The organism is Hymenobacter sediminicola, from assembly GCF_014250515.1.
GTDB classification, from domain to species: Bacteria; Bacteroidota; Bacteroidia; order Cytophagales; family Hymenobacteraceae; genus Hymenobacter; species Hymenobacter sediminicola.
Genome location: NZ_CP060202.1, coordinates 4,406,309 through 4,419,037, shown reverse-complemented (window position 1 = coordinate 4,419,037; position 12,729 = coordinate 4,406,309). Strand labels below are relative to the sequence as shown.

The 12,729-nt window shown below is 56.7% G+C and carries 9 protein-coding genes; 5 read left to right on the top strand and 4 right to left on the bottom strand.

What is annotated here, in order from left to right; all coding sequences use genetic code 11:
• The first annotated feature begins 125 nt into the window (after window positions 1-125).
• Window positions 126-2,636 carry an AsmA-like C-terminal region-containing protein gene (locus H4317_RS18830; protein WP_185888088.1) on the top strand — a complete coding sequence of 837 codons (2,511 nt, stop codon included), beginning with the start codon at window positions 126-128 and terminating at the stop codon, window positions 2,634-2,636.
• 103 nt (window positions 2,637-2,739) lie between these two features.
• Window positions 2,740-3,654 carry a TerB family tellurite resistance protein gene (locus tag H4317_RS18825; RefSeq protein ID WP_185888087.1) on the top strand — a complete coding sequence of 305 codons (915 nt, stop codon included), beginning with the start codon at window positions 2,740-2,742 and terminating at the stop codon, window positions 3,652-3,654.
• An 85-nt stretch (window positions 3,655-3,739) separates the two neighbouring features.
• Here the strand turns inward: H4317_RS18825 and H4317_RS18820 are convergent, their stop codons facing one another.
• Together H4317_RS18820 and H4317_RS18815 are read right to left on the bottom strand one after the other, a co-directional pair.
• Window positions 3,740-4,885, bottom strand: coding sequence for a mechanosensitive ion channel family protein (locus H4317_RS18820; protein WP_185888086.1), 1,146 nt, complete (start codon window positions 4,883-4,885; stop codon window positions 3,740-3,742).
• A gap of 90 nt (window positions 4,886-4,975) precedes the next feature.
• On the bottom strand, window positions 4,976-6,205 hold the full coding sequence (locus H4317_RS18815) for a Glu/Leu/Phe/Val dehydrogenase dimerization domain-containing protein (RefSeq protein ID WP_185888085.1): 1,230 nt from the start codon (window positions 6,203-6,205) through the stop codon (window positions 4,976-4,978).
• A gap of 249 nt (window positions 6,206-6,454) precedes the next feature.
• Between H4317_RS18815 and H4317_RS18810 the strand changes: the two genes are divergently transcribed.
• The gene (locus H4317_RS18810) at window positions 6,455-6,763 is read left to right on the top strand and encodes an ArsR/SmtB family transcription factor (protein ID WP_044014970.1); all 309 of its coding nucleotides are present in this window, start codon (window positions 6,455-6,457) and stop codon (window positions 6,761-6,763) included.
• Window positions 6,764-6,918: 155 nt separating this feature from the next.
• Here the strand turns inward: H4317_RS18810 and hemA are convergent, their stop codons facing one another.
• Window positions 6,919-8,190, bottom strand: a complete 1,272-nt coding sequence (hemA, locus tag H4317_RS18805) for a glutamyl-tRNA reductase (RefSeq protein WP_185888084.1) — start codon at window positions 8,188-8,190, stop codon at window positions 6,919-6,921.
• 310 nt (window positions 8,191-8,500) lie between these two features.
• Between hemA and H4317_RS18800 the strand changes: the two genes are divergently transcribed.
• Window positions 8,501-9,682, top strand: a complete 1,182-nt coding sequence (locus H4317_RS18800) for an ATP-binding protein (RefSeq protein WP_185888083.1) — start codon at window positions 8,501-8,503, stop codon at window positions 9,680-9,682.
• Window positions 9,683-9,815: 133 nt separating this feature from the next.
• Complete coding sequence (locus H4317_RS18795; RefSeq protein ID WP_185888082.1) at window positions 9,816-11,498, top strand: T9SS type A sorting domain-containing protein; 1,683 nt, start codon at window positions 9,816-9,818, stop codon at window positions 11,496-11,498.
• A 77-nt stretch (window positions 11,499-11,575) separates the two neighbouring features.
• Here H4317_RS18795 and H4317_RS18790 read toward each other — a convergent pair whose 3' ends face one another.
• Window positions 11,576-12,697 (bottom strand): lipocalin-like domain-containing protein, encoded by a 1,122-nt coding sequence (locus H4317_RS18790; protein WP_185888081.1) that lies wholly within the window; start codon window positions 12,695-12,697, stop codon window positions 11,576-11,578.
• Between the last annotated feature and the right edge of the window lie 32 nt (window positions 12,698-12,729).

Genomic DNA, 12,729 nt, shown 5'->3' with positions numbered 1-12,729 from the left:
GAACTTTAAGCCGTGAATTTACCTGACATGGGGGTGGATGAGAAGGCAACTCTTTTAGCGTCAGAAATTTTCGGGTATTGAGAAAGCTGCGGCGACTACTATTTTTTTCTCTGGGCGGACTGCTTTTGCTCTTTGCAGCAGCAGTTGGCGGCGTGTGGCTGGGGCAGGACCGTATCGTTGCACTGTTTGTGCAGGAAGCCAACCGCTACCTGACTACGCCGGTAAGAGTGGGCCGCATGGAGGTGTCGCTGCTCGACCAGTTTCCGCAGGTTTCTATTACGCTGCATGATCTGCGGGTGAGTGGCTCGCTGCCACAGGATACCGTGCCGCTGGCGCGGGCCCGCCGCCTCTACTTCGCGTTTGACGCCTGGGACATGGCCCGCGGCCACTACCGCATCCGGACCGTAACACTGGCCGACGGCCAGGTGCGCGTGAGCCACGATCCGCAGGGCCGCGCCAACTACGACGTCATCCGCTACGATACCACTGCCACCACCAGCGACCAGCCGTTTGCTTTTGCTCTCGAAAATATTCGACTAGAACGGGTGGGAACAGTGTACGACGACCAGCAACGGCAGCAGCGCTACACCGTGCAGGTGCATGATGTGAAAGCGCAACTCGATGTGGAGGACATGCTGGTGGGAGTGGAAGCGCACGGAACGATGCTGGTAGAGGCATTGCAACTGGGCCCCGATGCTTATTTCCGCCAGAAAGAATTGACCCTAACCACCCGCCTACGAGTAGACCGTGCCGCCCGCCTTGTTACCATCGAGCCCTCTGAGCTGAAGGTGGGCGCGGCAGCCTACAGCGTGGCTGGGCGCGTCAACTACCGCCATGCGGCCAACCTAGACCTGCGGGCTGAAGGACGCAACACCGATATGCAGTCGGTGTTGGCGCTGCTGCCGGCCCGGTTGGTTAAGCGCCTTAGTGCCTACCGCAGCCGTGGCGACGTCTATTTTGGTGGGACAGTGCGCGGGGAAATGTCTGCCAAAGCCAATCCGGGCATAGACGTGCAGTTTGGCTGCCGCGACGCTTCTCTGTACCATCCGGCGCTGAAACAGGCCGTGGAGCATATATTCCTTAAAGGGAGTTTCAGCAACGGCCCGGCGCAGGCTGCGCGTACTTCGGTGCTGCGCCTGCGCGAAGTACGAGGCACACTGCAGGGACGGCCTTTCAGCGGCGACCTGCGCTACGAAAATTTCTCGGACCCCAGCCTCGCCCTCAACCTGCGCACTGATTTCGATGTGGCGCGTGCCCTGCAGTTTTACCCGCTGGCTGCGGTACGAAGCGGGAGCGGCACGGCACAGCTCACTCTGCAGTTTGCTGGCAATTTGCGCCAGTTTCGGGCCCGGCCTGCTACGGCCGCTGTGCGCTCCAGCGGCGAGTTGGTAGTGCGAAATCTACAGATGCATCTACGCGACTTCAGCCAGCCCTTCACGGGCCTGAACGGAAGCTTTGTGCTGCGCCGCAACGATGTGGCCGTAAGTGGCTTTGCTGGCCGTTTGGGTGCTTCTGACTTCCGGCTGAGTGGGATGCTCCGCAATGCCTTGCCCTGGCTGCTACTCCCGGGCCAACAGCTGGCAGTAGACGCTAAACTGGATTCCCGTTTGCTCGATTTCAACCAGTTGCTGCGCCTGCGCCAGCCCACACCTGCGTCCAGCACCAAGACAGCGGCTGCCGCTTCCCCAGCTGGCGACTACGTGTTTCGGTTGCCGCCCCAGCTGGCATTGCAAGTACAGACTACAGCGCAGCGGGTGCGGTTTCGGCGGTTTCGTGGGCAACACCTGACGGGTACCATCCGGCTGCAAAACCAGGTGCTTAGTGCTCCGGCGCTATCGGTGGCGGCGGCGGGTGGGCGGGTCAGCTTCCGGGGCTCTCTCGATGCCCGCCAGCCGCAGTTGCTGCGCCTCAGTTCCACGGTCAGCTGTCAGCAGCTGCCGCTTGATAGCCTGTTCTATACTTTCGAGGATTTCGGGCAGCGTTTCATTACGGCCCGTCACCTGCGTGGTGCCCTCACCGCTACAGCCGAATCAGACTTATACTTCGATGGCGCTCTGAACCCGCTCACCGACCGAATGGAAGCGGAGGTAAATCTGACGGTTCGCAACGGGGAGCTGAATAATTTTCAGCCGCTGCAGAAGCTATCCATGATTGCGGGCCGGGAGCGACTGCGGCACCTGCGCTTTGCCCAGCTCACCACGCCGGTCTACATCCAGAGCCGGACCGTGTATCTGCCGGAGATGGAAATCCGCTCCAATGTGCGCGGCGCCTCACTCATCCGCGTCACCGGCACCCATACCTTCGACCAGCAGATGAATTACCACGTCAGCATCCCGATTCTGCCGGGCCTACTTCAGCGCACTGCCAGCATGGGAACCGGGCCTAGTTTGCTGCTGGCTATTCAAGGTGATGAGGACAATTTCCGGGTAACCTACGACCGAAGCCGCACGCAGGTAGCACGGCCGGCACCTGCCGCTGCGCCAGCCGCCGGCCGCAAACCCGGACTGGGAGAAATAGTGAAGCCAGCACCGTCGGCAAACACGACAATTCCTTCGGAGCCTCGCAAGGCGTTCGAGCTCAAGAAGCCCGAGAAGAAGCCAGCTCAGCCGCAGCCAGACGAGTATTTTGACTTCTAGAAGGAGGAATAGTTGGAATCTGAATCAGGAGGTTTAACCTAAACAGCTGACGTGCGTTAAGAGCAGCAGCGAATTATTTGCCCACCCTCCAATCGCACCTACGATGAACGATTCCCAACTCCTGCAGAACTACTCTGACCAAGAGAAAGCAGCCTACCTGAGCGTAATTGCCAGTCTGGCCTCTGCCGACCGTGAAGCTTCCGCTACCGAAATCGAGTTTCTGCAGCAGCTTTCGCACCAAGCCGGCCTTTCTGGTGGTGCCACTCAGCAAGTGCTGTCTGCTGCCCGCGACTCAACCAACGAAAGCATCAAGACCAATTTGGATGTGCTGCGTGGCAGCGACCTGCGCTTCTCGCTCGTTACGGACCTCATCAGTTTTGCCCGCGCCGATGGTGCCTATGCCAACGATGAGGAAGCTATGGTGAATAAAATTGCGTCTTATCTTGACATCACACCCCAGCAGACGCAGGCGCTGAATCAGGTTGTAGATCAGGCGGCCCATGTTCCTCATGATGCCAGCGACCCGGCCAAGCAAGGCTTCTTTAGCGGTATCACTGATAAGCTCGATAATGCTGGCATCCCGAAAGGCGCGCTAATGGCCGGCCTGCTGGGCGTAGTAGCACCAATGGTTCTGTCGAAAGTGATGGGTGGCCGCAGCCAGAGCAGCGGCGGTGGCCTCCTAGGCGGCATGACTGGCGGCGGCACTATGGGTGGTCTGATGAGCGGCGCTATGGGCGGCAGCTCGATGGGTGGCCTGCTCGGTGGCTTGCTCGGCGGAGGTTTGCTGAGCGGCATGATGGGCGGCGGCTCTTCCGGCGCTAGGGACCAGTATGGCAATGTGCCACAGCAGGGTTCTCATGTCGGTAGCGGTGGCCTTGGTTCACTGATGTCTATTCTGGGCGGGCTGGGCGGACAGCCTAACTCACAGCCTCGGAGCGCCGGTGGCGGTGGCCTCGGCAGCCTGATGGGCGGCGGTATGGGCAGCTTGCTGGGCGGTTTGCTAGGCGGCCGTCGATAAATAACTGAACCACCACACAATAAGGCCCGGTTGCTTCTGGAAGCAGCCGGGCCTTGTTGTGTGGTGGTCAGGAAGAAGAGACGCTTTACAAGACCGAAGTGTCTAACGCGTTAAGGCCATCTAGCCGGCCACCGGTGTTTAGCTGCACGACTGTAGTGCCAGAACTGGCGAACGAGCCGCCTGCTCGCTCCACAGCCTCTACCAAGTGGTAGTTCAACTCCTCTTTCACTGCCAGATACTCGTCGTAGTTTGTTGTTTCTACAAAATACTGCACCGTTACTTCCTTGGCGGCTGGCGTGAGGGCTGAAAACTGCATTTGCACATCCTGAGTCACCAACGGATTCTCGCCGATAAGGCGTTTGCCTTCCTGAACAATTTGGTGCAGCTGCTGGCTGGTGGTAGCGTGGCTGAGGGCCAGCGTAAACGTAACGCGCCGTGCCGTTCGCAACGAAAGATTGTCCAACGGCTTGTCAATCATGGCTTTGTTGGGCACCGTCACGTAGCTTTTTTCAGCGGTGCGCAGGCGCGTGCTCCGGAAACCTACTTTTTCTACGGTGCCCGTTACGGCGCCCACTTCCACCAAGTCGCCCACGGCGAAGGGCCGGTCCAGAAATATAGTGAAGGAGGCAATCAGGTTTTCGAGGCTTTCCTTAGCTGCGAAAGCCACTGCCAGCCCTCCAATACCCAGGCCCCCGATGAGGGCCGTAACGTTGACCCCAAATACCCGGCCCAGCAGTGCCAGAAAGGCCATCGTGAGTACCAGAACCTTCAACAGGTCTTTAGCAAATGGGATAAGCTGGTTATTGATGCGGGAGGCGTTGGATTCGGCCCGACGGCGGAACACCAGCACCAGAAAGTCCACTAGGCGGAGGGCAATCCAGGTAATGCCAGCAATGAGGCCCACCTGATACAGCCGAAACAGCGCCACCTTGGGCCAGGGCTCATGGCGCGTAATCTCAGAGCTGCTCACTGGGTAATCAAGCACCTGGAATGCGAGGTACACCGTCACGAAAAACACGACGATGGACATCGGGTCAATGAGAAGTGCCTGGAATTGCGCTTCACTGACTCCTTCCGTTCGCTTGCGAATAAAGCGAAACACCAGCCTCGACAGGAGTTTGGAAAGCAGACTCTTGAAAAGGTATCCGAACAACAGAATACCCGCGCACGTCAGGTACGCGGCCACGTTGTTGCCAAGAAAGCGAAGGTGCAGGATTTCCTGTAACGTCATAAATAGTGAGTTTGAAACCTGTAGCGCTTAGAGCCCCGGCTGTAGTTTAGCCAGCCAAAACCTTAAGCCTGCAAGTGCCTGCTTGCTGGTTTACACCAACTGGCGAAGTGCCATTTCAAACGACTTCTGCGCTACGCCAATACGTGAGTCGCCTTGCTTGCGCGTGCGCTCCAGGGCACGACGGATGATGCGCGACGTGTCGCCGAAGATGGCCTGGTCGGTGATTTCTGCATTGGTTTCCATCAGGTAGGCAAACACCCGCGCCATGCCACAGTTGGCAATAAAATCGGGAATGACCGAAGTATGCTGGTCGGCAAATTCGCCGGTAGGCCCGAAGAAGATTTCGGGGTCCTGGAACGGCACGTTGGCACCGCACGAAATAACTTCCAAGCCGCCCGCAATCAGCTGTTCTACCTGCCCGCGGGTAACGAGCCGCGAGGCCGCTGCCGGAATAAAGATTTCCGCGCCGCTGCTCCAGATACGCTGGTTCACGTCTTCAAACGACAACAGATTGTCAGCCGTCAGAGCGTTTCCTTCGCGCTGCAAAAAGAGGGTGCGTATTTCTTCCAGCGAGAAACCATCTTCCTTGATGAGGCCACCGGCCCGGTCGATGATGCCGGTGATGCGCGCGCCCTGGCTGGCCAGGTAGTAAGCGGCGGCGGCACCCACGTTGCCCCAGCCCTGAATAATGGCGCGCTTGCCTGCTACGTTGCGGCTGCCCCATAGCTCATAGTAATGCCGAACGGCTTCCGCTACCCCGTACCCTGTAATCAGGTCTGCAACAGTGTACTTGCGGCTTAGGTCTGGAGTAAACGTAATGTCTTCCAGCACCTTCACTACGCCCTGGCGCAGTTGGCCCAGCTTCTGGATCTTCTGCGGCTCAGTGGCTCGGTAGTGTCCATTCACGATGCCTTCCTGCGGGTGCCAGAGGCCGTAATCCTCCGTAATCGGGATGACGTCGTGAATTTCGTCCACGTTTAGGTCGCCGCCAGTGCCGTAATAGTTCTTGAGCAGCGGAATGACAGCGCGGTACCAGCGCTCCAGCACACCACGCTTGCGCGGGTCCTGCGGGTCGAAGTTGATGCCTGACTTAGCACCGCCAATAGCAGGCCCCGACACGGTAAACTTCACTTCCATGGTTTTGGCCAAGCTCTCTACTTCGCGCTTGTCGAGGCCTTTGCGCATGCGGGTGCCACCACCGGCTGCGCCGCCCCGCAACGAGTTGATAACCACCCAGCCTTCGGCTTCGGTTTCGGCATCTTTCCACTCAAACACGATTTCAGGACGCTTATTCTCGAACTTGGCCAGTAGGTCTTTCATGGGAAAAAATCGGGAAGGGGTGGAGAGGGTAGGTGGAAGTTTTATCGGCTAAAGGTACGCAGCCCTGGGTAAGGATTGGGGTCTTTTGCCCCGAACAGTACCAATTGAAGGCCTTGTTCGTTAAGTAGAAAGCCACAATTTTTTACCCATAACTCCAGCAGATAGGAACTCTTTAAGTCGGAAATATCGTAGTAGGCATATTCCTGACTGAAACGCCCGCTTTTCCACCTAGCCACCGTTGTACACAGTATGAAACCTTTGCTTTCACGCGTAGAATCGAAAAAAGTAGATAAGGCCGCTGCAATGCTAAAGGTCTTGGCACACCCCAAGCGCCTAGCCATTGTAGACCTGCTCGGTAAAGAGGATAAAATGACGGTAACTGAAATTTACCGTTCCCTCGATTTGCCACAGGCTATTGCCTCTCAGCACCTTATCACCCTCAAAGACCGCGGCATTCTGTCGTCGTTCAAAGTAGGTACCAAAATCTATTACTCCCTGTCCATCCCGAAGCTGCTCGATGTTATCGACTCGCTGGAGGAATGCTGCGACACGATGTAGTACAGGCATTCCGCCTGCGAGTAACCGAAAAAGACCGCCAGTTGACGGTCTTTTTTCGTTGGGGGCTGCCAAGACGCAGCCCTGAAATGCAACAAGCGCCCTGATGTAGCTACATCGGGGCGCTTGTTCTATAATGGGGTACGTGGGTCTGGTAATCAGACCGTAGCAGCCTGGTTTTCCAGGTCAAACAAGTCCGTTAGCACATCGATTAGCTGGTCGGCTTCGCCACGCTTGCAGGCTGCTTTGAGCTGCAGTACAGGCTGCTTCAGAATCTTTTGCATCAGGGATTTGGTCACCTCGTCCATACGGCGGGCTTCCTCCGGGCTCATCTTCTTCTGGAAACGGTCCATTTCCTCCTGCCGGATAAGCTCCAGCGCATTTTTGAGTTTCTGAATCGTCGGCGAAACCAGCATTTCCTTAGCCCAGTCGTTGAGGCCGGCAATGCTTTCGGCAATGATAGCGCGCACGTGCGGCACGGCGGCTAGACGGCGTTCCAGCGCAGCTGAGGCTTTGCTCTGAATGGCGTCGATGTTGTAGACGAGTACGCCCGGCACGGTTTCTACTTCGGCCTCAATGCTGCGCGGCACTGATAGGTCAATGAAGAATTTGTAGCTCAGCACATCGAGGTGCTGTACCATTTCGCGGGTGAAGAAAGGCGTAGCCGCTGCTATAGATGATACCACCACATCGGCTTCTTTCAGCCCCTGCACCAGATTCTCAAAATCCAGCACTTTCAGCCCACACTCGGCAGCCAGATCCACGGCTTTGGAGCGGGTCCGGTTGCAGATAGTAACGTCTTGAAACAACTTACTATCGCCGAAGTGGCGGCACACATCAGCTCCAATTTCGCCCAGCCCTACCACCAGCACGCGCGGATTGGCTACATCGGCAGTTAGCTCTTCTACCAACTCCAGGGCAGCATACGAAGTGGAAGCAGCGCCGTCGCGGAAAGAAGTTTCCTGCTGTACACGCTTGTTGGTGAAGAATACGGTGTGTAACAGCCGGTGCAGAAACGGACCGGCCGCGTCCTCATCCGCCGACCACTGATAAGCCTGCTTTACCTGGTTACTGATTTGCAAGTCGCCAACTACCTGGGCATCAAGGCCCATGGCTACTTCGAAGAGATGGTGTACCGCCTCGTTGGCATCCGTGAGGGTATCGAAATAGGGCGTGTAGCTGCGCGCTTCCGGCAGATTTTTGAGCTGACCCAGTGCGTCAATGATAACAGAGCTGTGGTCGAAATCGGCGGAGTAATATACCTCCGTGCGGTTGCAGGTACTCAGCACCAGCAGGTCCGTGAGGCCCAGGTCGTGGTGGAGGGTGTGCAGGAAGCGGCGGCAGGCGGCTTCGTCCAGCGCAATCAGCTCCCTGATTTCCAGAGGGGCTTTCTTGAACGAGAGACTAACGGCCTTAAAGGGGTGAGGCATAGCGGGTGGCTACTGCAATTGTAGAGGGCAAAATTACGGCACAAATCGGTAGCGTGAAAACAGTCAAGTGAGTATCCTGGTTCGGGAGCCGGCAAAACATTGTTTATTGGCTTTAAAGGCATTTTCTGAACGGATAAACTGACAAAAATCATTTGTACACCAGTGCCGGGCAGGTTCTGCGCAGGCAACGGCCGCGCTACGCTACGCGTTGTACCTTCGCTGCCCCGGCCCGCCACGGTTGTACTCGTGCCCTCAGGCTGAAAGGTTGCCTTGGCGCTTTCCTGCATTCCACCCGCGTTTCTCTCGTCCTTTGATAGCCATCTACGACCAAAAATCCCGTATTAAGCTGCTGATTGTGGCAGTGGCCCTACTGATTGCGGCGGCTACCGTCATTTATACCAACATTCTGGTGCAACGTGTGTCGGAGCGTGAGCAGCAGCAGATTGATCTATATGCCAAGGCCCAGCGGTTCATCATCAACTCCGAAGTAGACTCGAATACGAATTTCGTGTTCGAAGAAATCATCAACGCCAACACCACGATTCCCATCATTCTTACCGATGATGCGGGCAACATCGTGGACGCCAAGAACGTGCTGGTACCCAAAGGGCTACCAGAGAAGGCGGCCATTGCGTATCTGCACCGCGAAATTAAAGTGATGGAGCAGCAGCACCGACCAATTGTGATTGAGTTGGGTATGGGCTTGCGCAACCGTATCTATTATAAGGACTCGGTGCTGCTGACGCAGCTACGGACGTATCCGCTGGTGCAGCTGGCGGTTATCGGCTGCCTGGGCGTGATGGCCTACTTCGCGTTCAGCTACTCGCGCCGCGCCGAGCAGAACCGCGTGTGGGTAGGGCTGGCCAAGGAAACGGCGCACCAGCTGGGTACGCCGCTGAGCAGCCTGATGGCCTGGCAGAGCTACCTGAGTGAGAGTGAGCGGTTCCGCGACGAACCAATTGTGGAAGAACTGAGCAAGGACATCCGGCGGCTGCAGATTATTACGGAGCGGTTCTCCAACATAGGGTCGGTGCCGGTGCTCAAGCCCGAAAACATTCTGCGTACCACCCAAAACGCCATTTCCTACCTGCAAAGCCGCGTTTCAAAAAAGGTGACGTTCGAAATCAAAACCGACCTGCCCACCGATACGCCCGCGCTGGTGAACGTGCCGCTCTTCGATTGGGTGATTGAGAACATCTGCAAAAATGCTGTGGATGCCATGGATGGCCGCGGCAGTATCACGCTGCACCTACGCCGCCCTGTCCGTGACCGGACTCGCATTGCCATCGACATAACGGACACTGGCAAAGGCATCCCGAAAAGCAAAATCGACAACGTGTTTCTACCTGGCTATACCACTAAAAAGCGCGGTTGGGGCCTGGGGTTGGCCTTGGCCAAGCGCATCATCGAAAACTACCACGAAGGCAAACTCTTTGTGAAGTGGAGCGAGGTTGGGCGCGGCACTACATTTCGGGTGGTGCTGAAAGGCTAAATTTAAACCAGTAGGCAATCAAGTATATATAGAGTTTTTTGGGTTTCGAGGGCGGTGATAGGGCTTCTACGCAACGATAGGTCTGGTTTTTGAATCATACAGACACATCGTTCCCTCCTTATATCGTGTTCTTATGAAACTCTTTACTTTAAGTGGGTTGCTTCTGGCCATTCTGTTGACTGGCAACCAATCAGCAGCGGTAGCCCAACATACTCCTGACTGGCAGCGCGTACAGCGGTTGGGGTTGGCTTCGTCTGGCATTTCAGCAGCTACCGCCGACGCCAACGGCAACACCTACGTGGCGGGCAGCTTCTTCGGAACAGGCCGGTTTGGTAGTTTCACATTCACCAGCCCAGCCGCCAGTAGCGAGGGAGATGGACTTGTTATAAAGCTGGACCCTTATGGCAATGTGCTATGGGCCCGGCAAATTACTGGCTTCCGTTCGGAGTATGTATCAGATATTGCGCTGGATGCTGCTGGCAACGTGACAGTGGTAGGCACCATGTATCATGATGCTACTTTCGATGCGTCTACCACGCTGCGCGGCGCTACCGTCAGCAGCCCGGACTTGTTTGTGGCGCGCTATGATGCCAATGGCACAGTGCTGTGGGCACGCAGCTACGGCGGTGCCCTTGACAACGCAGATGCATTTATAGGCAACGGTGTGGCACTAGATGCCGCCGGCAATGTGTATGTAGCTGGTGGCCTGAAAGGAAGTGTGGCGCTGGGCACTAGTACTTTAGTAAACAGCAGCCCGCAGCATGCGCCAGTGCTGCTAAAGCTTACCTCAGCCGGGGCGGTAAGCTGGGCAAAGCAGGGGCAGATAGCAAACTCCACCGCTAACATGAGCCACCAGGGGGCGCAACACGTCAGTGTGGATGCCGCCGGTAATGCCGTGCTGGTTGGTGAGTTTGTTGGTTCGCTGCGTTTCGGAGCAACCGCACTCCAGACATCCTCTTACTGGAATGAAGCCTTTATAACGCGTTTTGATACCGGTGGTAACGTGGTATGGGCACAGCAAACCAATGGTACCAGTTGGACTCATCCAACGAAGGTCGGGTTGGATGCTGCTGGCAATGCCTACGTTACCGGAACCCATCAGGGCAGTACGGTGGTCGGGTCGCAGGCACTGGTTTCAGCGGGCCTTACAGATGGATTTGTCGTAAAATTCGACCCCAGCGGATCTACTCAGTGGGCGCATACTATTGGCGGCGGAGGTAATGATGTGAGTAGCGCTCTGGCTGTTACCTCCATGGGCGAAGTATATGTCACAGGTTCCTTTACCGGCTCTGCCACGCTGGCTCCTGGTACCTCTCTGGCAGGGTATGGCGGCACCGATATTTTTGTGGCTTGCTATAGTGCGCAGGGTGCTATACGTTGGGTGCAGCAGGCCGGCGGCTCGGGCTACGAAACGGCCAACACGCTGTGCGTAGATGCTGCTGGGCGTGTATATGTAGGCGGCCAATGCCCAGGACCTGCTACGTTTGCGCCCATCAATTTTGCGGGTATGGGCTACCCATTTATTGCGCAACTTATTGCCCCTGCCGCGTTGGCTACCTCTCCAGCTCGTGTGGTAGCTCCGTTGCAGTTCAGCCCTAACCCAGCTATCGAAACCATCCGCTTCAACACGTTGCCCGCTGGTAGCCGAATTATTCTGCTTGATGCGTTGGGTCGTGCTGTGCACACTAGTGTTGCAGCCTCTTCTGCTGTTGCGGGCACTCAAATATCGGTGCGTGGCCTGGCGCCCGGCACCTACTTGCTGCGCGCTACTGACCCAACTGGGCGGCAGTATTGCGGGCGTTTACTGGTTCAGTAATGTTGCTCCCATCTTAGTGCCAGCAAAACGGCCCGCTTCCCACCGGAAACGGGCCGTTTTGCTGATTGGCGTCATATTCAGGGCGCAACACCCGCGGCGGTGGATGTGGTAGGCGCATCTGGTAGCTTCACCTTCACTTCCTTGCGGTTGGTTATTTCTACGTAGCTGTGGCCCGTGACAGGACGGCCGTGGTGGGTGCCCGTCACGCGGCACATGCCTTCCCAATACGGCAGCTTGATGCCGGCAAACAGCCGTAGCACCAGTTCCTGATTGGGGACGAGAGGCTCAATAGTGAGGTCATAGCCCTGGCTGGGAATGGTGAGGTGCCACTTGGCGGGATACTTGCGGCCAGTTTCAGGGCTGGTCCACCAAGCCGTAGTTTCCAAGTCAAAATCATCGGCAGCGAGGTGCGTGTTCTGTCCTTCAGGCCCGAAGTGCGAACCGCCATCAATGGCGCGGCCACTGGTTTTGTCATAGAGGTGGTAGGCCATGATTTCCTCCCGGGGCTCATCAAGCTGAATGCTGAACCAGTCCCAGCCTATCCCTTTGTTTGTGACGGAGTTGCAGTTCCACTGCCGGTCGTACCACAGCTCGCCTTCCACTTCGTGGGTTTTGCCGTCTACCTCCAGCGTGCCGGTGGTAGCCAGCCGCGGATAGCTGTAGTAGCCAGCTTTGGCCACGTCGCCGTAGTTTTCGTAGCCGGTGCCACCATGCAGCAGAATGGGCTTGGCAGGCGTAGTACGAAGGTCGATGGCGTGACCAGGATTGTTGGTCATGCGGGCCTGCATCTGGTAGTGGCCTTCCTGTCCGCTCAAAGTCCAGCGCTGGTCTTTCTTCTGCATAGCCAGCTGCAGCGGCAGGGTAGCGGGCAGCAATCCGGCGCTTTGCTCCACCTTGTAGTCGTAGCGGAATTGCTGCGTTTTGGGGTCGGTGAGGGCAAAATTTACCATCTGCCAGTCTTTCTTGCCATTCAGGTTGAAATGGAAGAAAACATACTCTACTCCAAATGTCTCACCGGTTTTTTTGTCTTTGAGCTGCCCCGTAAAATACCACCACTCCAAGGAGTTACGGGCATGTACAGCTTCCTCCTGCGGTAGCTGAGCCCGCTCCGTGAAAACGTCGTGTTTGTTGGTGGGCTTAAGGGCACAGCCCGAGGCAGTAAATAACAGAACAAGGGTAGCAAACAGCAGATTCTTCATACCCCGCAATAAGGATTTCGGGGCAGGAAAGG